Genomic DNA, 26447 nt, shown 5'->3' with positions numbered 1-26447 from the left:
GTTGAAGACTACAACGTTGATAGGCGAGATGTGGAAGTGCTGTGAGGCATTGAGCTAACTCGTACTAATTACCCGTGAGGCTTAACCATACAACGCCAAAGTGGTTTTATTTGTTAGAAGTTAAGAACAAAAGTAGACGATAAGAATTTAATTACGCTTCCAGATTTTACAGAATTTGCTTGGTGAACATAGCATTTTGGAACCACCTGATCCCATGCCGAACTCAGTAGTGAAACGAAATAGCGCCGATGATAGTGTGGGGTTTCCCATGTGAAAGTAGGACATCGCCAAGCACCAAATAAAAGAAAGCCCGATTCGAAAGAGTCGGGCTTTTTGTTTTTAAGTCCCTCGGCAACAGCTAAACCGGCTCATTTCACCTTGCGCAAAAGAAGCGTACTCACTGCGTTCGCTGTCGCTAACCTTTTGCACCATGCGACTTTAGCGCAAGGTGAAGAGAGTGATGGCGCGCGCGAAAACTGCAAAAAATGAACATTTCAAGTAGTGAAACGCCCTTTCATCATTTCAACTGACATAAAGCGATCAGATTGGCATATGCTTTTTGTTTTAGAACACTGCCTTTTTCTCTGTTTTCTTTACTTGTTAGAAAGCGACCGTAGGGATCTAATTTCTGAAGCGCCCTGACTTGCTTCATTTTAGGTAAAAAGTCACTCTCAAAAGTTGAGCATATTTCTTTTGCCCTTACTCCTAATTTAGCCTCTAAATCGACGATAAAAGATTCATCAATAGTTTCTTCCTTTAATACCTTTTCCCTCAGAGGTTCAATTGCCAAATTAAATTCCTTTCGTTTGTCTTATATGTTTCTGAATAGAAAAGAAATATAACCACCGGTGAACATTGCCCCTAAGTGAGTATAAAGAGCTACTAATTGCTCGGACATTTTATTAACCCCGTTTTTTGAATTTACGATTCCTATCGTACAATAAATTTAGGTGTCCTCTAAAAATGGGAGTTAAACCTCGATTTCTGTAAACGGTAGGTCAGGAGCGGGACCAATAATCCTACCATCTTCTAAGTATGCACTTCCCCTTTGCACACTATCACCCAGCACAACACTTTCATTTCCATCATTAAACCTAACTAAAGTTGTCCCATTTGAATTCACACTGACTACTTTAACGATGGTCTTATGCGATTTTGTCAGCACGCCTATAAGTCGCTGTAATTAGATACCATCTCACTACTTTCTGGCTAACTGTAATTGCCCCCAGTCTGTCTACTGATGCGCTTATAGCGACGCTTTCACAAGTGAATCTGTGTACCGAATGCCTACGAGCATACCTAGTTCAAAAGGTGGCAGGGTTGGCAGTCGCTTAGTTTTAATTTGGTATACTTGTTTATTACCACTATGCGCTAGTTCGCACGTTACTCTTTACCTTGCGGCTTGTACATCTGTAATCAGACTGTCTACAACATCCGGTGCGATATCGTCCCCAGCGCAGCCTGCGCGTTTTACTTTGCATGAGACGCCTTATTGTTCACCTCGAACAAATATAGCTGTGTGCTCTGGGCTAATTGTTTGCTTTGTTGAGTGCTCCAGAATGAGTGAGTCATTGATGATCACATCATATGTTGCGCTTGATGTATCCCATGGATTTACGGGCCACTCTGGAAGCACGTTCACTTTTTTGGCTTTATCATCAAAAACGAGAATAGTGCCAACACTCTAACATTGGAATAAAACCTGCTTAATCAAAACCATTACTCGGTTAAAAACACATTTTTGGCGAACAAGATAGAATCTCTCAAATCCACAACATATTGATAATTAAATATTAATCTTGATTGTTGTGTTTGATTTAAAGTTGGTCCTACTTTTGCATTAACCAGTATATAGTCAAATTTTTGGAGTTGGTTATGGCGATTAGTTTTGATAAGGCGCTTGGAGTTCATCAACACACCATGTTGATCCGTTCTCAGCGTGCAGAGATCTTAGCAAGTAATATTGCTAATGCAGATACACCTGGCTACAAAGCTAAGGATATCGATTTTGGTCGTGCACTCAATGCGGCAAAGTCGGCACAGCAACGCGGCAATCAAATGACCCGTACCGACGAAAAACACATTGGTGGTGGAACTAGATTGACTAACAGTGAAGAACTATTTCGTAATCCAAATCAAACAGATACGGGTGATGGTAACTCAGTTGATATACAAGTGGAACGGAACTTGTATGTACAGAATGCATTAGAGTACCAAGCTAGTTTGAACTTTTTGGGTGGCAAATTTAAAAGCTTGAAAAAAGCGCTTGGTGGTGGTCAAGGAGCCTAATTATGAGTTTATATAACGTTTTTGATATCGCAGGCTCTGGTATGAGTGCTCAAAATATTCGCTTGAATACCACTGCCAGTAATATATCCAATGCAAACAGCATAAGTTCGAGTCAGGACGAAGTGTATAGAGCAAGGCATCCGGTGTTCGCGGCTGAGCTGAATAAAGCTACGGCGGCAAACCCGAGTACACTAAGCTCTTCGGTCGGGGTGAAGGTATTAGGTATCGTAGAAAGCGATAAACCTTTGCAGGTTGAGTATAACCCTAATCACCCAAGTGCTGACAAAGACGGGTACATCTATAAACCGAATGTGAATGTCGTCGAGGAAATGACAAATATGATCTCCGCATCACGTTCGTACCAAACGAATGTTCAAGTAGCAGACGCAGCTAAGCAGATGTTAAGTAAAACTCTGTTGCTTGGTCAGCGCTAATTGGGAGTATAGCTGATGAGTAATGATGTCAATTCCGCAACTTCGTCCTTTGTCGATTCGTTGCGTTGGCAAGATAAACAAGTGCCAACAGAGAAAAATGATGAGTTAAAGCAGGAAGACTTCTTTGCATTACTTACTCAACAGTTGTCTTTTCAAGACCCGAGTAAGCCTGCTGATAACGACCAGATGATATCTCAGATGACCAACTTTACGATGGCAGAAGGTATATCAAACTTAAATACCAAGTTTGAGTCATTAGCCGCATCTATGACATCGAACTCAGCATTGCAAGCTTCAACGCTCATAGGCAAAAAGGCGCTGCTTGAGTCCGATACGATTGAGCATGGGCCCGGTATGCAAGCCCGAGGTTCTATCATTGTCGCAGAGCCGGTGGAAAAGTTAACACTAAGCATCATTAATGATAAAAATGAGCTGGTTAGAAAAATTGAACTTGGCGAGCAGACTACAGGTGCTAAACGCTTTGAATGGGATGGCTTAAACGATGATAAAGAGCCACTTCCTCCTGGTGAATACACGATTAAAGCTGAGGGGCAGACCAACGGAAAGTTTGAAGCTTTGCCTACAGCAACATTTAGAAATATTGACAGTGTTAATGTGAATGGCTCTCAGGGCATTGTGATTAACACAAAAGCTGGTGCAGTTAGACTATCTGACGTTGCAGAGATAGCTTAATCAAAAGATTTAACCTTCATTTATAGAGGTAAGAGAGTATGAGTTTTAATATTGCTTTAACGGGACTAGCTGCTGCCCAAAAAGATTTGGATACTACAGCGAACAACATTGCGAATGTTAATACAACAGGTTTTAAAGAATCGCGTGCTGAATTCGCTTCTGTCTATGCATCTTCTGTTTTCAGCGCTGGTGCGACAAAAAATGGTGATGGTGTTTCCACTACAATGGTTGCACAGCAATTTCACCAAGGTTCTTTAAACTTTACCCAAAACTCACTTGATTTAGCAATTACTGGTGAGGGTTACTTTGCTACAAGTGAAGAGCTCGGTGGCCAAGACTATACGTTTACACGAGCTGGTGCATTTAAGCTGAATAAAGACAACTTCATCGTTGATGCACGAGGTAACTTCTTACAAGGTTTCCCTGTTGACCCAAGTTCAGGTGATACAACTTCTGTGAGTTTAAGTACATCTTCGGCTTTGCAGATCCCTGATGCTTCAGGTTCTCCACGCGCGACGACGAATGTCTATTCATCGTTTAATTTGGACTCTCGTGCTACGGCTCCCACATTGCCTTTTAATCCGACAGAGAGTGCAACCTACAATAGTTCGACATCAACCACTATTTATGACTCGTTAGGTCAGCCACATACTTTGCAGTTCTTCTTTAGAAAAGAAGATCCAACGACAAACCCCAACGAGTGGCAGGTTTATGCAACGCTAAATGGTCAGCAATTTGGCGCGAACGGTCAGGCAGTTACGCCTCCTGGTGCGCCAATCACTGAGTTTGAATTTAACGCGCAAGGTTTCCCAGTTAGTACCGGTGGTACAGCCAATACTGGTACTACATTCAATCCGCTGTCAATTCCTGCGGGCGCAAACGCGGGTCTTTCTACATTGCTAACGAATGGTGCGACCTTCCCTGGGGCAGTACAAATGAACTGGCGTGATGAAGCAAATACCAGTACTAAATTGCCAACTCAGTTTGCAAGCCGTTTTGAAGTTAAAGCATTAGACCAAGATGGTGCGACAACGGGTCGACTAGCTGGGATTGACATCGGCTCTGACGGTAAAATTGTTGCTTCATACAGTAATGGTGATTCAACTTTCCTAGGGCAAGTTGCCATGGTCCGATTTTCTAACTCACAAGGTCTGACAGAAGTGGGTAACACAGGTTGGAAGAAGAGTTTGACCTCGGGTGAGCCGATAGCAGGCGAGCCCGCCTCAGGGACACTTGGTACGATTAACTCATCTGCATTGGAGCAGTCCAATGTGAACTTAACTAATGAGTTGGTTGATTTGATAAGTGCTCAGAGAAATTTCCAAGCTAACTCGAGGGCTTTAGAAGTTAACTCAACACTGCAACAAAACATTCTACAGATTCGATAACTATAACCTTCCAACAAAAAGCCGCTTTAGCGGCTTTTTTATTTTTGACACTCATACTGGCATTACAATTGCATTAACCCATGTAGGTTGAACAGTTTTAGGTCGTTCTCATGGATAAAATGCTTTATATCGCTGCGTCTGGCGCTAAACAGAGTTTGCGTGGTGTTGCTTTAAAAGCCAACAACTTGGCTAATGCTAATACAACAGGTTTTAAAGCTGACTTTGCGCAAGCGAGATCGATGCAGGCGTTTGGTGAAGGTTTACCGACACGGGTATTTGCCATGCAAGAGCGCCCAGGAACCAATATGTTGAGTGGCGCAGTCACTGAAACAGGGCGGGATCTTGACATTGCAGTCGATGAAAAGTCTTGGATCAGTGTCATGGATGCCAGTGGCGAAGAAGCGTACACAAAAGTCGGTACATTGAACATCACCAGTGATGGTGCGTTAGTCACTAGCCATGGCCGCCAATTAATTGGCGAAGGTGGTCCAATTATATTGCCATTGCCAATCGAAAAAGTCGTCTTTAGTGACGATGGATCGATTCAAGTTCGTCCTCAAGGCGCACCAGCGAACTTCTTAGAAACGGTAGATAGACTTAAGATCATTTCAGCAGACAACAGTAAGCTGGAAAAAGGTAATGATGGTTTGTTTAGACCGAAAGAAGATCAGCTTGAAGACGGGCACTGCGGTTTTTGTGAAATTTCACCAACCGCAAGGGTAATGAGTGGTTACCTTGAAATGTCCAATGTAAATCCTGTTCATGAGATGGTTGATTTAATTAATCATCAAAGACAATTTGAAATGCAAATCAAGCTAATGAAGTCAGCAGAAGAAATTGATGAGCGACACACTTCGCTCCTGCGCATAGTTTAAGAGAGTGAGGTATAGATTATGAATCCTGCATTGTGGATAAGTAAAACGGGTTTAGATGCCCAGCAAACAGACATATCGGTTATTTCGAATAACTTGGCTAACGCCAGCACAGTTGGTTACAAGAAAAGCCGCGCAATCTTCGAAGATTTGCTTTACCAAAATATTAATCAACCGGGTGGGCGTTCATCACAAGATACTGAATTACCATCTGGTTTAATGCTTGGTGCAGGTTCTAAAGTGGTTGCGAACCAAAAGAACTTTTCCCAAGGTAATATGATAAGTACTGAAAACTCTTTGGATTGGATGATCCAAGGTCCAGGCTTTTTTGAAATACAAATGCCAGATGGCACTATCGCCTATTCACGAAATGGCCAATTCACAACCGATGAAACAGGTCGAGTCGTTACATCAGGCGCGGGTTTTCCCGTTCAGCCTGAAATGACGGTACCAGACAATGCGAACTCAATTACGATTTCTCAAGATGGTGAGGTGTCAGTAAGTATTAATGGACAGGCAGAAAACACGGTGATAGGTCAGCTCGTTATTAGTGACTTTATCAACCCATCGGGCTTGGAGCCAATCGGGCAAAACTTGTATACAGAAACTGCGGTAAGTGGTGCGCCTGTTCAAGGTAACCCGGGTGTTGAAGGGCTTGGCTCTATCGTTCAGGGGGCACTTGAAACCTCGAATGTAAATGTTACTGAAGAATTGGTAAACCTGATTGAGACACAGCGAGTTTATGAAATGAACTCAAAAGTTATTAAATCAGTTGATGAAATGCTTAGTTACATTAATCAGCAACTTTAAAGGGTAGGGCAGATCATGCGTAAGAGTTTATTGATAGTCGCCATCGGACTCGGATTAACTGGCTGTATGTCGACAGAGAACAGTAATGTAGTAAGAGACGATCCTTATTACGCACCCATGTATCCTGAAATGGAACCTGAATCTGTAGTCGCGACAGGGTCTTTGTTTAACTCATACTCAAATGATCTGTACTCAGACAAAAAAGCTGTGCGTGTCGGTGACATTATTACGGTGGTGTTGAGAGAGTCCACCCAGGCATCAAAAGCTGCGAATTCTAAGCTGGACAAAGACAGCGAAGTAAAAGTAGACCCCTTCCTAGGGTTGGGAAATGTGCCAGTTAGAATCGGCGGTGATGCAATTCAGATGAGTGCTGGCGGAGATTCGTCATTTCAAGGTGATGCACAAGCAAATCAATCGAATAGCCTATTTGGCAATATTTCGGTCAATGTAATGCGTGTATTACCAAATGGAAATTTAGTGATTCGCGGTGAAAAATGGTTAACGCTTAATACTGGTGAAGAATTTATACGGCTGGAAGGTTTGGTAAGGCCTCAAGACGTGTCGTACGAAAACGAAGTTGAATCAAACCGAATTGCAAACGCCCGTATCCAATACTCGGGTAAAGGGCAAACGCAAGAAGTACAAAGTGCAGGTTGGTTGACTAAATTCTTTATGAGCACTTTGATGCCCTTTTAAGGAAGTACATTATGAACATACTACGTAGTCTATTAATACTTACGTCAGTAATGATCCCCTTGTGTGTCAATGCTGAGAGAGTAAAAGACGTCAGTGTGGTTGAAGGCGTAAGAAGCAACCAGCTAATTGGTTATGGTTTAGTGGTTGGCTTACCAGGAACGGGCGAGCAGAGTCGATTTACTGAACAAAGTTTTAAAGCGATGTTGAACAGTTTTGGCATTACCTTACCTGGCAATTTGAAACCCAAAATTAAAAATGTAGCAGCTGTCGCCGTTCACGCAGACTTACCACCATTTGTGAAACCCGGTCAAAGTATTGACGTAACAGTCTCTTCTATTGGTAGCGCGGGCAGTTTAAGAGGCGGTACGTTACTGCAAACCTTTTTAAAAGGGGTTGACGGTAACGTATACGCAATAGCACAAGGCAGTATGATTGTTGGCGGTTTAGGCGCGGAAGGGTTAGATGGCAGCCGAGTTGTCATCAATACACCTACTGTAGGCAGAATACCAAATGGTGGCATGGTTGAGAGAGCAGTTAAAAGTCCTTTCACACAAGGCGACCATATTACTTTTAATCTTAACCGACCAGATTTTACGACGGCTAAACGCCTTGCTGATACGATTAACGAATTAGTTGGCCCCAATAGTGCGAGCGCACTTGATGCAGCTTCTGTACGCGTGATTGCCCCCAGGGATCCATCACAGCGAGTAGCTTACTTGTCTACGTTAGAAAATTTAGAGTTCAAACCAGCTGATACTTCAGCAAAAATTATTGTTAATTCTAGAACTGGCACCATCGTGATTGGTAAGGATGTCAAATTGCAACCAGCAGCGATAACGCACGGCGGACTGACGGTGACGATTGCAGAGCAAACAAATGTGTCTCAGCCTCAGCCCCTGACGCAAGGTGATACTGTGGTAACCCGTCAAAGTATTGTTGATGTGGACCAAGATGACTCTCGTGCCTTTGTTTTCGACCCAGGCAGTAGCTTAGATGACTTGGTTAGAGCCATTAATGCAGTCGGCGCAGCGCCGGGTGACCTGATGGCAATACTTGAAGCGTTAAAAGAAGCTGGTGCGATACATGGTCAATTAGTCGTCATTTAGTTCTTAATTTAATCAATCAGTTAGCCCCATATTTATGGGGCTTTTTTTTGGCTTGATATTTGCATTGTAGTAATCATTATTACTAACGACGTGTTTTTGAACAATGAATACTGATCCGACACACAATCAAAGCTTTTTTGATCTAAGTAACCTGAACTCATTGAGACAGGACGCGCTTAAAAGTGCTGGTGATGGCGATGCGTCTAAGCAAGCACTTAAAAAAGCAGCGCAGCATTTTGAATCAATTTTTACCCAAATGCTGTTGACGAGTATGCGCAAAGCAAATGAAGCGTTCGAAGACCAAGACAGTCCATTTAACTCCAGCAGCGTTAAGTTCTATAGAGAAATGCATGATCAACAAATGTCACTGGAGCTGTCAAACAATGGCAGTTTGGGACTGGCCGACTTGATTGTGCAACAGCTATCACCAACAAAAAACGGTTATATGCCTGCTTCAGTAGTTCGCACAGGCGCTGACATTCAAAGTGACAAAATTGCCAATGGTCAAAATACAGTGGCAAACGCTGAGGTTAAACCTGAGACCGCACAACCCGCAGTGGCCCTGCAATCCAAAGAAGTAGAAGAGCAGAACGCAGATCCCAAATCGTTTGAGGGTCCTGAAGAGTTTATCAGTACACTTTGGGACTATGCAAAATCAGCTGCCCAAAAAATTGGCTTGAACCCTGCTGTGATGGTGGCGCAAGCTGCGTTGGAAACGGGCTGGGGTAAGCACGTGATCTCGAAGCCTGATGGTAATAGCAGCTTTAACTTATTCAATATAAAAGCGGATAGCCGCTGGAAAGGAGACAGTGCCAGTAAAATGACACTCGAATTTGAACAAGGCTTGCCAGTGAAAAAGCAAGCTAACTTTAGGGCTTATGAGTCCATCAAACAAAGCTTTAATGATTATGTGGACTTTTTACAGTCCAACCCTCGTTATGGTGATGCACTGAAAAAAGCGGCTAGCCCAAGTGACTATCTAGAGGCGTTGCAGCAAGCAGGTTATGCGACCGATCCAAATTACGCGAACAAAATAAAAAATGTAATGGGCGGTGAGCAATTTAGATCTGCACTAACTTCGCTTGTACGTCAGGGAGTAAATTAATATGTCTTTTAACTTAATGAACATTGGTACGTCTGGCGTCCGTTCTAGTAGTGAATTGCTACAAACTACGAGTAAAAACATCGCTAACCTCAATACGGTCGGTTATGTGAGAGAGCGAACCGAGCATGCTACGTTGATTGGCAATCAAGTTGGCCGTGGTGAAACGGTGAGAATGCTTAATGAGTTTGCACAAAAGCAACTGATTAGAGATGTTTCAAGCCAATCTTACTACAACCAGTTTGTAACAGAGTCAACGCGAGTCGATACCCTATTTGGTGAAGAGTCTAATAACTTAAATACCAGTATCAACTCGATGTTTAATAACTTGCAAGAGGCAATGAATTTGCCCTCTTCAACGGTTACACGATCTTTGTTCTTAACGGATGCGCAAAACCTGATTGACCAAATGGATCGACTGTCTGGGATCGTATTTGACCAAAACAACATTGTGAATGAGCAATTATCTATTTACTCGCAAGAAGCAAATAATCTTATTCAAAAAATAAGTGACTTAAATGGTAAAGTTGGGGCATTGAATGCGAACCCTGATAACGACAACGCCAGTTCGGTTTTAAATGAACGCGATCAGGCAATTAAAGACTTGGCAGAACTGGTCGACATTGAGACACTCAATGGCTCCAATGGTGAAAAGCTTGTATTCTTAGGCAGTGGTCAAGCAGTCGTAATGGAAAATGGGGCATTTAACCTATTTTCTTTGGACGGTGATCCAGATCCAAATAGAAAAGAACTGACACTGGATGTGACAGACGGCAATGCCGTGGCGCTTCAAGTCGACCAAACTAAGTTACAGGGTCAAATTGGTGGACTTCTAGCCTTTAGAGATGAAATCTTAATACCTGCGCAAAATCAGCTTGGTCAAATAGGGTTGGCATTGGCTGATGCATTTAACCAGCAAAATAAGCTGGGTATGGATCTCGATGGCAATTTGGGTGGGAATATTTTTGAAATCCCAACTGCTGCGGGCCTGCCTCACAGAAGTAATACTGGCACCGCGCAACTCGCTGCGACATTAGAAGCTGGCAAAGGTAAAGAAATTCCCGCAAATGACTTTCGTGTTACTTACAACGCGGGTAATCTGACCATTGCAGCAATAGACAGCCAAGGTAATACCGTTGGCAATGCGACGACCGTGCCATATGCAGCCACGATTAACTCGACTACGGTTCCTGCGGGCACAGATTTATTTGGCCTACAGCTTAACTTTACAGCTACGCCGGCAAATGGCGATGTTTTTGATGTGAAGTTAAATGCAGCAGCAGCTGGCACAATGAAGCTTGCTACAGATCGTGCTGAAAGTTTGGCACTGGCATCGCCTATTCGAACGGAGTCTGGTACCAGCAATGTGAGTACCGCAACCATCTCTGTTGGCAGTGTAACCAATACTACGCCTGCGACGAGTAACTTTACCGCTGCGCCACCTAGTTTGACTAATGGCACCATTACCCTGCAAAAAACAGGCACAACCAATCAATATACGTTGACTGATGGCAGTGGGACAACAACATTTACCGCAACGCCTCCGCTGGAAAACATTCTAGCACAAGCGGGTGGCGCGTTCGCCAACTACGGATTTGATTTTAACATTGATGGTGAGCCGTCCACTGGCGATACTTATACTATCGAATTTAATACCGGTGGTTTTGACGATAACCGTAACGGTTTGGCCCTAAGCCAATTACAGTCGGGGCAACTTGTGAGACAAAATGTTGTCACTACCGCTGTAGCCGATAACTTAAAAACCTTTAATGAAGCCTATGCTGGCCTTGTTACCGAAATAGGCGTTGTAGCCAACCAGGCAAAAACGAATGGCGCAGCATACGATGCACTTGCTGCTCAATCAGAGGCTTGGTTTGAGTCTGTGTCTGGGGTTAACTTGGACGAAGAGGCTGCGAATTTGCTCCGTTTTCAACAATCATACTCAGCGTCAGCACAAATATTGAGTGCTGCTAGAACTGTGTTTGATACTTTACTTAGTGCTGCGAGGTAATTATGCGTTTATCTCACAATATGATTTTTAAAAATAACCTGAATTCTATTTTAAATAGCCAACAAGAAGTGAATAAGTCGATGCAGCAGGTAAATACGCAAAAGCGTGTACTTACCGCATCTGATGACCCTTCCGCGATGGCGAGATCTTTATTGTACTCAGATAAAATCCAGACAAATGAACAATACACCAAGAATCTAACGATGCTAAAAAGTCGGCTAGATACACAAGAGGGTGTATTAGATAACATCAAAGACTCTTTAACACGTTCAATCGAGCTAACCGTAAATGCGGGTAATGGTTCATTGACGGCACCAGATAAAGCCGCTTTGTCTGAAGAGCTAGAGTCAATTCAAACCGCAGTTTTAGAATTGATGAACTCTAAAACGGAGGATGGCCGGTATATCTTTTCTGGCTATCAAGACAATACCAAAACCTATGACTATGACAGTACCAACAAGAGATATACCTATGCAGGTGACCAAGGTCAACATAAGATAAAAGTCGCTGAAGGTGTTGAAATTAAGTCTAGTGACAATGGTTATGACGTATTTGAAAGCGTTGAACAACGGCTCAATGTTGCTTCAAACACCGCAACAGTCGGGGCTGGTGGTATAACAAGCGCAGATGTATACGTTACCGAGCAAGGCCCATTTGATATATTCCACAAAGCCAATTACAACCCAGATCCGACAGCACCAGCAAATGCGAACCAATACCAGCTTCAATTAAATGGCGCGACCGCACCGGCCTCTTATCAATTGGTGCAAGTGGCGACGGGTACAGTGATGGGCTCAGGTAGTTATACTGAAAACAATATTACTGTAGCTGGCATGGAATTTAGCTTTTCAGGTTCGGCAGCACCGACCGATACCATCACATTTGATCTTGCTGCGCCGAAAAAAGACAATGTCCTGAACACGCTAGAAAACTTAATCAATGCAGTGCAAGATCCAAATTTGTCTGATAAGGACTATCGTCAGCAACTAGCAGATGCGATGACCGGATTAGAAAACGCGAAGAACAGAGTCTCTCAAATCCAATCAGGGCTTGGAGGGCGAATGAATACTGCAACGCGGATCACTGAAGCCAATACAGATCTAGATATCAACAATAAGATAGCGCGTGCAGATCTTATAGAATTGGACATGGCTGAAGCGATCACAGAACTCACTAAGCACGAGACCCAACTGCAAGCATCTCAGGCAACCTATGGCCGCTTGTCTAATCTTTCTTTATTAGACTTCATCAGATAATCAAATTGTAGCCGCTAATAATAAGCGGCTATTTCTTACCAAATACGTCAAATCTTACAATCTTCGTACTTATTCTTTGAATTTACAGGGAAAAGAAACACCTCTTTCATTTTGTAATTTTGTACAAAGCCCAAAGTGTTTTATGCCATTTAATCTGGTTAACAAATAAAATTCTATATTATTCAATTGCTTATAATTTTTTTTGAAAAAAATCTAAAGGAAATAATTTGCCGTCCGATAACTTAATTAACCAAGCCGGACAGTTTAAAAAACTCCAAGGCGAAAGAGTTACAAGTTTGAGAGTAAGTACTCAGTTTACAGTGGGAGAATTACCATGGCACTTTATGTAAATACTAACGTAAGTTCATTGAATGCTCAGAGACAGTTAAATAATTCAGGCAATTCGTTAGACGTTTCATTCAAGCGTCTATCATCAGGCTTCCGTATCAACAGCGCAGCAGACGATGCGGCAGGTCTACAAATTTCAGACCGTCTAACTTCACAGATTAACGGTCTAAACCAAGGTAACCGTAACGCGAATGACGGTATCTCTTTAGCGCAAACCGCTGAAGGTGCGATGGACGAAGTTACGTCGATGTTCCAACGTATCCGTACTCTGTCACAACAGGCAGCTAACGGTTCAAACACCGATGAAGACCGTCTTGCAATCCAAGAAGAAATTCGTTCACTTTCGTCAGAAGTTAACCGTGTTGCAGCAGATACAACGTTTGGTGGTCAAAACCTGCTTGATGGTTCATATGCAGCGAACTTCCAGGTAGGTGCTGATGCAGTACAAACAATCAGCTTCAGTATGCAAACTGTTGGTGGTACGGCGAACAGTTTAGTTGCAAACGGCGGTTTCACTATGTCAGGTATTGCCGGTGTGGCAAGTGGTGTAACAGGTGGGTCACTTTCTGCAACTACGGGTTCTATCAGTACAACAGTGGGTGCGTCAGCAGATAATACAGCGTTCTCTGATGTATTCACCGCAGGCGGAATCTCGGTTTCTTCTCAGGCAAATGCGCAAGCAGTATTAGCGGGTGTAGATGCACTGATAGCAGTAGTTGATAAAAAACGTGCGGAACTAGGTGCGGTTCAAAACAGATTCCAATCAACAATCCGTAACCAATCGAACATTGCTGAGAACCTATCTTCTGCGAAGTCTCGTATCAAGGATACTGATTTTGCTCAGGAAACTGCATCACTAACTAAAATGCAGATCCTACAACAGGCTAGCCAAACAATTCTAAGTCAGGCTAACCAGCGTCCGCAGGCAGCATTGAGTCTACTTGGATAATAACTAGGTAGATAAGATAAAGCGGAGGAAGAAAATGGTGTCTGTGCTTGATGGGGTATTAACACAGACACCGGAATTGGATGATAAAGCGGAGGAGCTTAAAATCCAAAACAGTTCATGTATTCAATGAACACATTAATGTTAGCACTTTCCGTGCCAATATTTAGAATAAAATATTGACACTCACTCTCAAACTTTAAAAAAAGGAGGCAGTAGCCTCCTTTTTTATCCCCCTTAAAATAAATGGTCAAATAAAATCAACTGCTTACGTATCTTTGTCGCATTCTGTCAAAAATAAATTTATTTTTTGGCATGTAGATTGCTTTTATCTATTCAAACTTTGAAAAGTTGTACAAGTGGCAGTTTATTGCCCCATCGTAAAAAAGTAATTTTCGATATGGATTGCCTCCTTGTACTCAATAGCCGCTCTTATAAGAGCGTTTGAATAGAGAGAGTGAATCATGGCTTTATTTGTAAATACCAATGTCAGCTCGCTGAATGCACAAAGACAGTTGCAGAAGTCGGGCGTTGAACTAGATACTTCTTTTAAAAGATTATCTTCAGGTCTTCGTATCAACAGTGCTGCAGACGATGCGGCAGGTCTGCAAATTTCAGACCGTTTGCAATCACAGATACTTGGTTTGAACCAAGGTAACCGAAATGCTAATGATGGTATTTCACTGGCGCAAACGGCAGAAGGTGCGATGGACGAAATTACATCAATGTTCCAACGTATTCGTACACTGTCACAACAAGCGGCGAATGGTTCAAACACTGATGAAGACCGTTTGGCGATTCAAGAAGAAATCCGTCAATTGGCGGCAGAAGTTAACCGTGTTGCATCTGATACCACTTTTGGTGGTCAAAACTTACTAGATGGTTCATATGCGGCAAACTTCCAAGTGGGCGCTGACGCGGTACAAACAATTGGCTTTAGTATGCAATATGTTGGTGCCACAGCTAACAGCTTAGCTGGGAATGGCGGCTTTACGCTGTCTGGTGTTGCTGGCGTTGCGAGTGGCGTGTCGGGTGCTTCATTAAGTGCCACAACAGGTACAATTAGTACCAGCGTTGGTACATCCGCTGACAATACTGCGTTTTCTGATGTGTATACTGCCAGTGGGATCAGTGTGTCATCGCAAGCAAATGCACAGGCAGTACTTGCTGGTATGGATGCACTAATTGCGGTTGTTGATAAAAAACGTTCTGAGTTAGGTGCGGTACAAAACCGTTTCCAGTCTACAATTCGTAACCAAGCTAACATTTCTGAAAACCTCGCAGCTGCAAAATCTCGTATTCGTGATGCTGACTTTGCGATGGAAACAGCTAAACTGACTAAAAACCAGATCTTGCAACAGGCAAGTCAGACTATATTAGGTCAAGCGAATCAAAGACCTCAAGCAGCATTGAGTCTGTTACAAGGGTAAAAATTAAAAATTAATTAAAAAATTTGCAAATAAGGCTAAAGCTTTCGCTTTACATGTCGATACCAGAGTTAGAGAACTAGAAATGTAGGACTCTAATCTTATCGAAATAGCAGGGTAGGGGTATCCCGCTACTTCGATTGATATTGATAAAGCGGAGGCTATTATGGCTTTATATGTAAACACCAATGTGAGTTCTTTGAACGCACAAAGGCAGTTGAATAATTCTGCCACCTCTTTGGATACATCATTCCAAAGACTATCATCGGGTTTTCGTATTAATAGTGCGAAAGACGATGCAGCGGGTTTGCAGGTGTCGAACCGTTTAACAGGTCAGATTAATGGCTTGAATCAGGGTATTCGAAATGCAAACGATGGTATTTCACTAGCGCAAACAGCTGAAGGTGCGTTAGATGAAACCACGCAAATGTTCCAGCGTATGAGAACTTTGGCGCAGCAAGCATCAAATGGTTCAAATACAGATGAAGATAGATTGGCAATCCAAGAAGAGATCCGTTCACTTTCTGCGGAAGTAAACAGGGTTGCAGCAGATACCACGTTTGGTGGTCAAAACTTACTTGATGGTACTTATGACGCGAACTTTCAGGTAGGTGCGGATGCTGTACAGACAATCTCTTTCAGTATGCAAAATGTTGGTGGTACTGCAAACTCAATAACTGCACAAGGTGGCTTCACCATGTCAGGTATTGCTGGCGTTGCAAGTGCTGTAACAGGCGCTTCTCTTTCAGCCACTACAGGTACTATTAGTAACACTGTAGGTGCATCAGCTGACAACACGGCGTTTTCTGACGTGTTCTCTGCGACAGGTATATCTGTTTCTTCACAAGCAAACGCTCAGGCTGTTTTAGCTGGTATGGACTCGCTTATTGCCGTCGTTGACAAAAAGCGTGCGGAGCTTGGTGCGGTTCAAAACCGATTCCAGTCTACTATCCGTAACCAGTCAAATGTATCTGAGAACCTAGCAGCTGCGAAATCTCGTATCAAAGATACCGACTTTGCTTCAGAAACTGCAAGTCTAACTAAGATGCAGATTCTGCAACAGGCAAGTAGTTCTATCCTAAGTCAAGCTAACCAAAGACCTCAGGTCGCACTCTCTCTACTTGGTTAAGTTGGCGTGATAGTAGCGTCAAGTTTGGGACTAAATTGCAAACTTGACGTATACTATAAACTAGGCTTGTTGCTTGGAGGTGTATTGTGAAAGATGTTCAATCTTCAGCTGGAGTTGGATCGAACAACATAGTGCCAACTCCCGAGAAAACGAAGCCCGAAGAAGGGACTGATACTTTGCGTGCAATTGAAGATGCGAGTAAAGTTGAAACCGCGCGCCAAAAAAGGGAGGAAGAGGGTAACCTTCAATCCGAACTTTTTGAGGAAGTTAAGGCTAACCTTGGTAGACTCAACGATGTTTTACCAGTTACGTCTACAAATTTGTCATTCGAGTTTGATGAAAATGGAGATCCGCCATTCATCAGAGTTATCGATAGAGACAGTGAAGAGGTTATAAGGGAAATACCTTCTGAGGAATTTCGTGAAGTAGCTAAGGCTTTGGATGAATTTGCCGATAAGGTATCAGGCAAAGGCTTGTTGTTCGATAGAACAGCTTGATAATTAGTTGGAGGTAGCAAAATGCCACTTATTACGTCAGCGGGCGTAGGTTCAGGATTGAATCTTGAAAGTATCATTAAGGCGTCTGTGGATGCTGAAAATGTGCCCAAGATGCAACAGTTCGCGAAAAAAGATGAAGCGCTAAAAGTTGAGTTATCAGCGGTTGGCGAAGTGAAATCTGCTATCTCCAAGCTTAACGATACTGTCGAGAAATTGGCAGATCTGGATAATTTTAATAAACGGGTTGCAAATATCACGCAGCCGAGTAGCGGTGACATCATCAGTGTGACTCCTACGTCAAAAATTTCTGTCGGTGATTTCGATATAGCGGTAACGCAATTGGCACAGGGTAGCCGAGCAGTAAGTGCAGATAACGCATTTGCCTCAAGTGATGCTGTTGTAAGTGCATCTGGGGGAACCCTTTCTTTTGCTGCAGGCTCGAAGTCTTTTGATTTAACCGTAACAGCGGGTATGACGCTAAGTCAATTACGTGATGCCATCAATGCAAGTGACACCAATTTTGGCGTAACAGCAAACATCGTAAATACAGGTGACGCTGCTATCGGCAGTAAGTTGGTATTAACTTCAAGTGAAACAGGCGATGGCAATGACTTGGTCATCACCAGTAACACCTCTGAACTAGACGCAATAGAGACTTATGACGCGTCAACTAACCCAACGGGCGGCATGCGTATTGCGACAGAAGATAAAGCACAGAATGCGAAAATAACGGTTGATGGTCTTGAAGTTACAAGTGCAACTAATACCTTTAAAGACGCCGTACAAGATATGACCATCACTGCGAAGGCGCTGAGTGTACAAGACGCCACAACCTCAAAGTATGAAACAGCAAAGCTTAACATTGACTATGATAGAGAGTCAGTGAATACATTAATCGATGAGTTTATTTCGAACTATAATGCATTGATAGGCCAGATCGGATTTCAAACCAGAATAGGCAAACCGCTCAATGGTGACTCGTCAATGCGTAGCCTCGATGACCAATTAGTCACAGCATTGTCAAAACCACTTACCGATGCTGGGCCATTTGGCTCGATTTTCGATATCGGTTTAGGGGTAGATAAAGAAGGCTACCTCGAGAAGTCATCTTTGGTTCGTAGCTTAAATGATGCCATGGACTCAAATTATGACGATATTGGCACAGCGTTTGCAGGACCTAATGGTGTTGCCAAAGAACTCGAATCGTTACTAGGCAACTATGTAGATTCAGGTGGTTTATTAAAACAAAGGGAAGAGAGCCTCAATAGTCAAATTAAAGACTTAGAGGATGATGTAATCAATCATGAATACAGAATGCAATCTTTGGAAGAAAGGTTAAGGAAACAGTATGCAGGTCTAGATGTCTTGATAGCGCAAATGCAGCAAACTCAAAACTATTTAGGCGCTCAACTGGCAAACCTACCAGGATTTACTAGTAAGAAATAACACACTAAGGAGCCGTTATGTATAACGCACGAGTAAAAAACTATCAGCGTGAGGCACTTAAAACTCGAGTAGCAGGTGCTGATAGATACGAAGTAATTCAAATGCTGATGGCAGGTGCAATCGAAAAAATGGTGCTTGCCAAGGTTGCGATTGAGAAAAAGCATTTAGAAGCTAAATCTGAGCATATTTCAAAGTCTTCTGCGATTATTAACGCATTGAGAGACTGCCTAGATTTTGAAGTGGGTGGCGAAGTAACAGAAAATTTGTATGCTCTGTATTCTTACATGCTAGACAGATTACTAGATGCCAGCTTGCAAAATGACCCAGCTATTATTGACGAAGTCTCGAACTTATTGAAAGAAATCAAATCTGCTTGGGATGCCATTCCTTATGATGTGAGAGAAAAAACGTTAGGGCAAAATGGCACAGATGCGAATGTCGGCTAATATAGATGATATTGGATCATATTTAGACCAGCTTGAAGTGTATTGTCACAATGGAAAGCTGGAAGATGCCCAAGGAGAAGTGCAAAAAATAGATGAGTGTATAAAGCAGCTATTTGACAATCAAGACGTTGAGCTTTCTGACACTCAAGTTTCTATGCTTGCACACTTTTATGACAAGATAGGTGAGTTGAGTGATTTGCTTGGCAGTCAAAAAGCAGACGTATCCCAAAAGCTTGGTAAACACCTATCTAACAAGAAAAAAATAAATGCTTATAAAGGCATGCAGTAGCCAGAACATTTATGAATGAAAAATCAATCGAACAACAAATCCAATCATTAGATGATAAATTATCTGAATCCTTAGAACACCAGAAAAGAGAAGCCATCTTTGCAGAGCAAGCGAATGAAAGGTTTGCCAAAAATATGGCCTGCTTTGAAAAGTATTACCCCGATATAGCCAAAACTTTCAGTGAATTTTCTGTACGTGATGACTTTTGTATACACGTAACGAAATCAGGTCATGGTAATTTTGTACCAAAAGGCTATAGTGCACCGCTTTATAGTGATGATCCCATTGCGCAAAGTGAAGCCCAGGTCGAGCTGAATATCAATACGCCTGTGTATTGCGCCACAGATTACACCTCTTATGAAACCAGCAAAGATGACGAGCGAATTCATGTGCGTTACATGAGATCGCTGTCTGAATCAATGGAACAAATACAAAAAGAAAATGAGCCACAGTTGGGCGCCTTACCTGCGCATTTTCCAACTGGGATTATGTTTGGAATCGGGCTTGGTTATCATTTAGAAATCTTATTTAACCGAGTTAATTTCGAGTACATCTTCCTTGTAGAGCCTGATCTAGAAGTTTTCTTTGCCAGTTTATTTTGTACCGACTGGTATAAGCTGATTGAGCAAGTGGACGAACGTGGTGGAAACATGTTCTTCCAGCTCGGTGCTGACACCGGTACGTTTATAAAAGACTTGGAAGTGTTAGTCGAAAGAATAGGCGCATTCTCTTTGGTGCGTAGCTTTTGTTATCAACATACACCCCAATCTGAAGTTGTACAGCTCATTCAGCAGTGGTCTCGTGAATACTTCAAATTTCAATTCGGACATGGCTTCTTTAATGATGCTATCACTGGTCTTTCTCACAGTATCCATCTAGTAGAGAAAAACGCCCCTATTTTGACTGGTAATCAAAGCGCCGGCATAGATCTGTCAACACCGGTTTTTATATTGGGGAATGGCCCATCTTTGGATGAAGCAGAAGCGTTTATCAAGGCGAATAAACACAATGCCATTTTGCTTGCAGCTGGTACATCTATTGCGACCTTGTATAACAAAGGAATAGAAGTCGATTTTCATATCCTTGTTGAACGGCCTTATTCAAATTATAAAATCTTTGGGGACATTGTGCCTCAAGAAGTCTATAAAAAAACAAACTTGATTGGGCTCAATACACTCTATCCCGACAACATCGATCGCTACAAGTGGGCTGGCATTGCAGGTAAAGGTAGTGAAGCTGGTACATTTTTACTCGAAATATTGGGTCACACAGAGCTGAACAAAGGGATCCCACTTATTCCGTATTGTAATCCTGTGGTGGCAAATGCGGCTTTGTCTTTTGCACTGTATGCTGGATTTAAAAACATCTACTTATTTGGTATCGATAATGGCAATTTATTGACAGGCGAACACCACAGTAAGGACAGCATCTATAAGATGGATCAAGATGATGAAGATGAAGAGGGTATGTTCTGTTTGAAGATGGATGGTAAATACTTGCCAGCTAACTTTGGAGGACAAGTTGAGACGAATGATTTGTTCATGATGGCGCACAGTCAGTTAGAAAACGTGATTGATTACTATCCGAAAAGAACAATTTACAATGTGGGTAACGGGGCGAAGTTGACGGGCGCTTATGAAATCCCTGCTGAAGAGCTCCTTCCTATACCAACCAAAGCAGATAAATTTGCGCAGATAGAGTCGCTAAAAGCCGACTTTTTTACCCCTTTTAACGTAGAGCAAATCAATGATGAGTTAGTTGGGGTGAAAGGGTTTAACGAAATTTGTGATCACATTTTAAGTCTTGCCAAGGAGCCAGTAAAAACCAGAGTGGAAGCGTCGGAATTGTTAATGCGACAGGCTAGGTATGTTTATTCATTTAAAAATTCGGCGTTAAATCATTTGTTTCATATGATAAAAGGGGCGTTATTGTATTACCACTGCCCCATGCTAACGCTCTTGTACACCTATAAAAATGAAGAGTTTACACTGCAGAGCTACCAAAAAATTAATACCTTGTGGCAAGGGTATGTATCTGAAATGAAAGATTTCTATAAAGATAACTATCGCGAAAAGTGTGACTTAGGAAGGGATTAAAAGTGACTCAAACTTACACTGAATCAGAGCAGTTTTATAGTGATTTGTATGACAAGCTATTTCCCATATTACGCTCTATCACAGGCCCTGGTTTAAGACAGAGCTACGATATTTTTTCACAGTATATGCCATTGGAAATCAGCTCAATAAAAACAGGCACTCAGATTTTTGACTGGCAGGTACCACAAGAGTGGCATTGCAGTGAGGCCTATTTAGAGGCACCAGATGGGACGAGAGTTGCAGATATGCATCGCTTAAACCTTGAAGTAGTGAACTATTCAGAAGCGGTAGACAAAATACTACCGCTCGATGAGTTACAAAACCACCTTTACAGCTTGCCCGAACAGCCTACCGCCATTCCTTACGTGACGAGTTATTACAAAAAGCGCTGGGGGTTTTGTTTATCTCAGCAAGCCAGAGATAGTCTGCCAGAGGGGAATTATCGAGCGGTTGTAAAAAGTCAGTTTGTTGATGGCAATCTCGATATTGCGCAAACAATATTAGAGGGCGACAGCAAGCAAGAGGTTTTGCTGAGCTCATATTTGTGTCACCCATCTATGGCGAACAATGAACTCAGTGGGCCTTTGGTGTTGTTGGGGCTATACCATCGGATAAAGAAGTGGCCAAAGCGCCGTTATACATATAGGTTCGCTTTGCACCCTGAAACAATAGGCAGTTTAGGGCTGCTACATTTGGAGCATAAGAACTTTTCGAAGAATATGGTCGCAGGCCTGATTATTAACTGTGTAGGAGGTAAACAACAAGAGTTAACCTTTAAACACAGTCGTAATGATAATGGCCTATTAGACAAATTGCTTTATCACCTTAATGATCATGGGCACGGTCACCGTAATATCTCTTTTTGTCCGTTATCTGGATCTGATGAAAGGCAGTACAATGCGCCTGGCTTTCAGTTCCCTGTATGCTGTGTGAGCCGCAGTTTTCATGACGGTTACTCTCAATATCATACGTCTTTGGACGATAAAGAATATATGGGTATTAAACCGTTGCTAGATAGCATTGATAAACTTGAGCGAATTTTCCTTGAGATGGAACAAACCACTGTGTTTGAAAACCAGTACCCTTATGGTGAGCCACAACTTAGTGATCGCGGGTTGTATCCAACACTCAGCTTTTTTAGTGAAGAAAGAAAAAAGCAGGTGGATGAGCTAAACCAAATAAAGATGCTGCTTCACTACAGTGATGGCGAATACGATACCATTGATATAGCGAATAAAATGGGCATACCGGTTAGTGACTTTAAAGTTGCACTTGAGAAACTTGAAGCACAAAAATTACTAATCATGAAAGATCATAGCCGTCGTTAGTAGAGGGGGCAGTATGGCAAATCAAAGTGCAGTGGTGGTAGGTGGCGGTGTATGTGGCCTAGTTGCTTCATTACTATTAAGAAAGCGAGGCTATGATGTTGTTTTATTAGAGCAAGCTTCGCAGCTTGGCGGACTATTTTGTTCGATTAAAGATAGTAGTGGCGCAGCATATGACATGGGTTCGCATATTCCCAATGCAACAGGGATCCAAGAGTTAGACCATATCCTGTTTAAAAATGCTGATGATGCAACCACATGGAATCGCATCAATAAGTTATGTTCAGGTAACTATTTTGCCGGCGACTGGGATTTATCCAGCCCATTTCCAGATGCAAGAAGGTTACCAAATGACGTATATTCAAAAGGTTGCGGTGAGCTCATTGGACTTAATCAAATACCACAAAGCGAATTTATATACCAATATTGCTTAGAGTCTTTAGGCGTTGTCTTTACTGAGAGTATCGTAGCCCCAATTTTGCGAAAGCTCTATGGTAAAGGTGTTGATCTAGCTGGCTTGACCATGGAAGCGGGCTTATTTGGTTTTACCCGTATTTTGGCGCTACCTGCTGATGTTACAGCCAGCTTGAAATCTCTCCCTGCATTTGACAGCAAACTGGGTTATCAAACTGAGCAAGACTTTTTACGCAGGAAAAAGCAAGATAACTTGCAAGATGTTGAGTATTTTTACCCTGTAAATGGGCAAGGGATCGGGCACTGGGTTGCTGAATTACAGCAACAAGTCGAACAAGCAGGTATCGAAATTATCACTTCTGAAATGGTGAGTAAGATTTGTCATACAGGACAAAAAGTAACGTCGCTTGAACTGGGTTCTAATAGGGTATTGGCTTGTGACTTACTGTTTTGGAGTGCGCCGCCATTTATAGCGCTTAATGCTATGGGCTTGACGCCAAAGCGGGGCAAAGTCGAGTTACGAACCGCGGTCATTTACCACATTAATTTTGATAAACCCCTGCTAGATACTAAGTCACATTATCTGTGGGTATGGGACGACAAAACTGATATTTTCAGGTTAACGCTCTATCCCAACTTAAATCAACAGAGTACTCATAACCACCTCTCGGCAGAGATTTTGTGCGCGGCAGATGAAGTATCTGAGTATAGTCTCGAGTGCATTGTCGATGAGCTAAAAGCGATGCAAGTGGTCGCCGATGACGCGCAAGTTATCAGTCATGAGCAACAAGCAATTAATAATACTTTCCCTGTACCTACTCAGGAATTTAAACAATTAAATCAAGCTAACTATGAGTTGTTAAATGCGAGTGTTGATAATTTGATAATTTCGGGCCGCTATAGCGGTCGCTGTTGGCGTCAAGCTGAAGTGCTGGTGGATGCTTTTGAGTCAATAGATAAGCTTTAATAGGCCTGGCATCATAGATGCCATGCCTACATAAATAGTGATTACTTTAATCGTAAGTGAAAATAGGGCGTGATATCTCCGCCGAAACTCAACTTAAACCAACCGCGTTGTGGGCTGTTAATGCCTTCTAAGTCTAATTTCGTAATCCCCATCTTTGCCAATTCAGGAAAAGCCTGCCACAAAACAGCGGTACCAGTATGACTATCTCTCATCGTTGGGTTGTTAGCACCATAAAAATAATAGGCAGTGTCATTATGGATTAAAAAGGTCGCAAAGCTGCCAATAGCTCCTTCGCTATCTTGCGCTTGAAACATCACTAGGCGACTTTGTGCGGCGAGTTGTGATACCTGTTTGCTAAGGGCGTCGAGCTTACAATTTGATATCTCAATACCTTGCCTAGCCATGGTTAGCCCATAAAACTTAGCAAACGTATCAAATTTATCTGAATTGCTTATACTCACACCTTTTTTTAACCCATAGCGAATTTCTTGCCGCCTTGATACAGAGCTGTTTTGGTAGCTAATCGAATCTTCATTCTGTAGTTGCTCATCCGCGAACTCAGCGATGTCAATCGTCGATGTGTAACGGGGCACAACGTTATATTTGGGCCCATCATTATGGTAGTTAACCCACAAGAAAGCGCGAATGTCCGTAATACTTGGGTGTAGTTTGAGGTATACGGCCTCGTACTTGTCTGCAATGTACTGTGCTATGGCTTCTTGTACTGCAAAATGTTCAGAGTGTCTCTGTGACTTGTTTAGGTGTTGTGTATCGCGGTGCATAATACCATCATGGATGACATCATGGTGTCCTACCACAGACTGCCCCTGTTCATCGGTAATAAGCAGTACAAGCGCCATTTTCTCATTACCCTTACAGCAATAATATGCGTGGTAAGGCAGCGCCAGAGCGGCAATAAAATCACTATGAACGAAGGGACTACCTTGTGGCGAATTGGCCACAAAGTTATCCCAGTCTGCATCAAGCTCAGTGGGAACTAAAGTAAATTTATGCTTCATTGTCAGGCTTTCTGAGTACCATGTTCCATGAAGAGTGACAGTGGCCTGTTTGCACGTCTTCATTGCTGCTATGGTTGAAAGAGAGTACGTCAAAACCCACAACCAAGTCTTCGATCAGTTCTTTATCGAAGAAATTGACGTTGCCGACATCTGCAAATGCGCCACTGGTATAGCCCGCTTTAGTATATTTATCGATAGAGATGGGGGCTTTATCATAATCTGAGTGTTTGGTACTAAACCAGTCAGTGATCAATAAAATGCCACCAGGTTTAAGCTGTTCTAGAGCTTGTTTTAGGTAGCGCTTGATACTGCTGGGTGGATTATGCACAGATGCTCCACGGTCAATAATAAGATCAAACTGCTCGTTAAATGGCCATGGTTGGGTAAAATCACCAACAAAAAGCGTGTCAGCCACTTTTGGGAAACGCGCTTTCAAATTATCGATAATGAATTCGCTGCCATCGATGCCATAAACGTTGTCACAGTATGACAGGAAAAATGGAAAGTTAGCGCCTGCGCCACAGCCCACTTCTAGAATTTTAAAGTCTTGAGATGCTTGACGCAGTGCTGTGTGACGAAATGCCGTCGCAACTACATCACTCCATGGCCAAACAGACATATGCTGGTTGGCGCGATACAGGTCGTCCCAATTTTGACAAAATGACATATTACATACCTTTTTGTTTTGTTTAGTTGAAGCTAGCAATATAGATGCCAGCCAACTTAGTATTATTTATTGCTCAGTGCTCAACGACTGAGCCAGTTGATAGTTTTCAGGTGTGCCGATATCTAAGTAATGACCATCGACTTGCCACCCTTGAATACGTCCAATCATGTCTGGTACAACATCGATACTCAATTCGTAATGTTGCCCAGCCTCGAGGCTTGCGAAATAGCGGTCGTAAACTTGCGGTGAAAAAATAAAGAGTGCGCCACTTGCCAAGTTGCCGGGAGGCTCGGGCACTTTTTCGTGAAATTCAGTTACCACATTGTGTTGGTTTAATTTAACGATACCGCAGCTTTGAGGGTTTGCAGACTCGAAGAGTAATAGTGTCGCATCAGTATTGTCGCTTCTGTTTCGATGAATAGACACCATGCTTGCTAAGTCATTTTGGCAATAGTTATCAGCGTGGATCACAAAACAGTCTTCATCGCGCCAAAATGCTTTGTTTTTGACAAGTGTTCCTGCGGTGCCAAGCAATTGAGATTCATGTACTAAAGTGATGATGTCTTTGTGTGGATGTGTCTCGATAAATGATTCCACTTGTTCACTGAAATAGTGCGTGTTGATCAAGATATCATTGACGCCTAGCGCAACCAACTTGTCTATCCACAAACCTAAAAGCGGTTGCGCGCCTATTGGTACAAGACATTTAGGTATGGAGTCTGTAATTGGCCGCAAGCGAGTACCAAGGCCTGCGGCGAGTAAAATCGCTTTCAT

At 42.6% G+C, this 26447-nt stretch carries 25 protein-coding genes and 2 rRNA genes; 23 read left to right on the top strand and 4 right to left on the bottom strand.

Going from position 1 to position 26447, the window contains the following annotated elements:
• A 23S ribosomal RNA gene (locus A7985_RS08645) occupies nucleotides 1–89 on the top strand; the annotation flags it as partial.
• An 89-nt stretch (nucleotides 90–178) separates the two neighbouring features.
• Nucleotides 179–293, top strand: a 5S ribosomal RNA gene (gene rrf / locus A7985_RS08640).
• A gap of 224 nt (nucleotides 294–517) precedes the next feature.
• On the opposite strand, the gene A7985_RS08635 is transcribed toward rrf, so the two are convergent.
• Complete coding sequence (locus A7985_RS08635; RefSeq protein ID WP_065789973.1) at nucleotides 518–790, bottom strand: hypothetical protein; 273 nt, start codon at nucleotides 788–790, stop codon at nucleotides 518–520.
• A gap of 1085 nt (nucleotides 791–1875) precedes the next feature.
• Between A7985_RS08635 and flgB the strand changes: the two genes are divergently transcribed.
• The 21 genes from flgB to A7985_RS08530 all read left to right on the top strand — a co-directional run bounded on the left by flgB (nucleotide 1876) and on the right by A7985_RS08530 (nucleotide 23987).
• Complete coding sequence (gene flgB, locus A7985_RS08630) at nucleotides 1876–2289, top strand: flagellar basal body rod protein FlgB (protein ID WP_063370746.1); 414 nt, start codon at nucleotides 1876–1878, stop codon at nucleotides 2287–2289.
• Nucleotides 2290–2291: 2 nt separating this feature from the next.
• Nucleotides 2292–2723 carry a flagellar basal body rod protein FlgC gene (gene flgC / locus A7985_RS08625; RefSeq protein WP_063370745.1) on the top strand — a complete coding sequence of 144 codons (432 nt, stop codon included), beginning with the start codon at nucleotides 2292–2294 and terminating at the stop codon, nucleotides 2721–2723.
• Between the two features lie 15 nt (nucleotides 2724–2738).
• The gene (locus tag A7985_RS08620; RefSeq protein WP_065789972.1) at nucleotides 2739–3416 is read left to right on the top strand and encodes a flagellar hook assembly protein FlgD; all 678 of its coding nucleotides are present in this window, start codon (nucleotides 2739–2741) and stop codon (nucleotides 3414–3416) included.
• Between the two features lie 38 nt (nucleotides 3417–3454).
• A complete protein-coding gene (gene flgE, locus A7985_RS08615; protein WP_063375948.1) occupies nucleotides 3455–4804 on the top strand; it encodes a flagellar hook protein FlgE in 1350 nt (449 codons plus the stop codon).
• A 110-nt stretch (nucleotides 4805–4914) separates the two neighbouring features.
• A complete protein-coding gene (locus A7985_RS08610; RefSeq protein WP_063370742.1) occupies nucleotides 4915–5679 on the top strand; it encodes a flagellar basal body rod protein FlgF in 765 nt (254 codons plus the stop codon).
• 18 nt (nucleotides 5680–5697) lie between these two features.
• Entirely contained in the window at nucleotides 5698–6486 is a 789-nt protein-coding gene (gene flgG / locus A7985_RS08605; protein ID WP_063356943.1) for a flagellar basal-body rod protein FlgG, read from the top strand.
• A gap of 15 nt (nucleotides 6487–6501) precedes the next feature.
• Complete coding sequence (gene flgH / locus A7985_RS08600; protein WP_063379680.1) at nucleotides 6502–7182, top strand: flagellar basal body L-ring protein FlgH; 681 nt, start codon at nucleotides 6502–6504, stop codon at nucleotides 7180–7182.
• An 11-nt stretch (nucleotides 7183–7193) separates the two neighbouring features.
• Entirely contained in the window at nucleotides 7194–8288 is a 1095-nt protein-coding gene (locus A7985_RS08595) for a flagellar basal body P-ring protein FlgI (RefSeq protein ID WP_065789971.1), read from the top strand.
• A 103-nt stretch (nucleotides 8289–8391) separates the two neighbouring features.
• The gene (gene flgJ / locus A7985_RS08590; protein WP_065789970.1) at nucleotides 8392–9393 is read left to right on the top strand and encodes a flagellar assembly peptidoglycan hydrolase FlgJ; all 1002 of its coding nucleotides are present in this window, start codon (nucleotides 8392–8394) and stop codon (nucleotides 9391–9393) included.
• 1 nt (nucleotide 9394) lies between these two features.
• Nucleotides 9395–11401: a FlgK family flagellar hook-associated protein gene (locus A7985_RS08585; protein WP_065789969.1), complete on the top strand. Its 2007-nt coding sequence runs from the start codon at nucleotides 9395–9397 to the stop codon at nucleotides 11399–11401.
• Nucleotides 11402–11403: 2 nt separating this feature from the next.
• Nucleotides 11404–12657, top strand: coding sequence for a flagellar hook-associated protein FlgL (gene flgL, locus A7985_RS08580; RefSeq protein ID WP_065789968.1), 1254 nt, complete (start codon nucleotides 11404–11406; stop codon nucleotides 12655–12657).
• A gap of 334 nt (nucleotides 12658–12991) precedes the next feature.
• A complete protein-coding gene (locus A7985_RS08575) occupies nucleotides 12992–13954 on the top strand; it encodes a flagellin N-terminal helical domain-containing protein (protein WP_065789967.1) in 963 nt (320 codons plus the stop codon).
• A gap of 461 nt (nucleotides 13955–14415) precedes the next feature.
• A complete protein-coding gene (locus tag A7985_RS08570) occupies nucleotides 14416–15381 on the top strand; it encodes a flagellin N-terminal helical domain-containing protein (RefSeq protein WP_065789966.1) in 966 nt (321 codons plus the stop codon).
• A gap of 163 nt (nucleotides 15382–15544) precedes the next feature.
• Nucleotides 15545–16507 carry a flagellin N-terminal helical domain-containing protein gene (locus A7985_RS08565; protein ID WP_065789965.1) on the top strand — a complete coding sequence of 321 codons (963 nt, stop codon included), beginning with the start codon at nucleotides 15545–15547 and terminating at the stop codon, nucleotides 16505–16507.
• 86 nt (nucleotides 16508–16593) lie between these two features.
• Entirely contained in the window at nucleotides 16594–17004 is a 411-nt protein-coding gene (locus A7985_RS08560) for a flagellar protein FlaG (protein ID WP_065789964.1), read from the top strand.
• A gap of 21 nt (nucleotides 17005–17025) precedes the next feature.
• The gene (gene fliD / locus A7985_RS08555; protein WP_065789963.1) at nucleotides 17026–18450 is read left to right on the top strand and encodes a flagellar filament capping protein FliD; all 1425 of its coding nucleotides are present in this window, start codon (nucleotides 17026–17028) and stop codon (nucleotides 18448–18450) included.
• Between the two features lie 17 nt (nucleotides 18451–18467).
• Nucleotides 18468–18896 carry a flagellar export chaperone FliS gene (fliS, locus tag A7985_RS08550; protein WP_063370731.1) on the top strand — a complete coding sequence of 143 codons (429 nt, stop codon included), beginning with the start codon at nucleotides 18468–18470 and terminating at the stop codon, nucleotides 18894–18896.
• Complete coding sequence (locus A7985_RS08545; protein WP_065789962.1) at nucleotides 18886–19185, top strand: hypothetical protein; 300 nt, start codon at nucleotides 18886–18888, stop codon at nucleotides 19183–19185. Before fliS ends, A7985_RS08545 begins: the two co-directional genes overlap by 11 nt.
• A gap of 11 nt (nucleotides 19186–19196) precedes the next feature.
• Entirely contained in the window at nucleotides 19197–21281 is a 2085-nt protein-coding gene (locus A7985_RS08540) for a motility associated factor glycosyltransferase family protein (protein ID WP_065789961.1), read from the top strand.
• A 2-nt stretch (nucleotides 21282–21283) separates the two neighbouring features.
• The gene (locus A7985_RS08535) at nucleotides 21284–22609 is read left to right on the top strand and encodes a DUF4910 domain-containing protein (protein WP_065789960.1); all 1326 of its coding nucleotides are present in this window, start codon (nucleotides 21284–21286) and stop codon (nucleotides 22607–22609) included.
• Nucleotides 22610–22622: 13 nt separating this feature from the next.
• Complete coding sequence (locus tag A7985_RS08530) at nucleotides 22623–23987, top strand: NAD(P)-binding protein (protein ID WP_065789959.1); 1365 nt, start codon at nucleotides 22623–22625, stop codon at nucleotides 23985–23987.
• A gap of 41 nt (nucleotides 23988–24028) precedes the next feature.
• On the opposite strand, the gene A7985_RS08525 is transcribed toward A7985_RS08530, so the two are convergent.
• The 3 genes from A7985_RS08525 to A7985_RS08515 all read right to left on the bottom strand — a co-directional run bounded on the left by A7985_RS08525 (nucleotide 24029) and on the right by A7985_RS08515 (nucleotide 26447).
• Entirely contained in the window at nucleotides 24029–25006 is a 978-nt protein-coding gene (locus tag A7985_RS08525; protein WP_065789958.1) for a GNAT family N-acetyltransferase, read from the bottom strand.
• The gene (locus A7985_RS08520; RefSeq protein ID WP_065789957.1) at nucleotides 24996–25673 is read right to left on the bottom strand and encodes a class I SAM-dependent methyltransferase; all 678 of its coding nucleotides are present in this window, start codon (nucleotides 25671–25673) and stop codon (nucleotides 24996–24998) included. Before A7985_RS08520 ends, A7985_RS08525 begins: the two co-directional genes overlap by 11 nt.
• 66 nt (nucleotides 25674–25739) lie before the next feature.
• Nucleotides 25740–26447, bottom strand: a complete 708-nt coding sequence (locus tag A7985_RS08515) for a nucleotidyltransferase family protein (protein ID WP_065789956.1) — start codon at nucleotides 26445–26447, stop codon at nucleotides 25740–25742.

Origin of the sequence: Pseudoalteromonas luteoviolacea (assembly GCF_001696455.1) — a bacterium.
Taxonomy (GTDB): Bacteria; Pseudomonadota; Gammaproteobacteria; order Enterobacterales; family Alteromonadaceae; genus Pseudoalteromonas; species Pseudoalteromonas luteoviolacea_C.
This window is presented reverse-complemented; position numbering and strand designations above follow the sequence as displayed.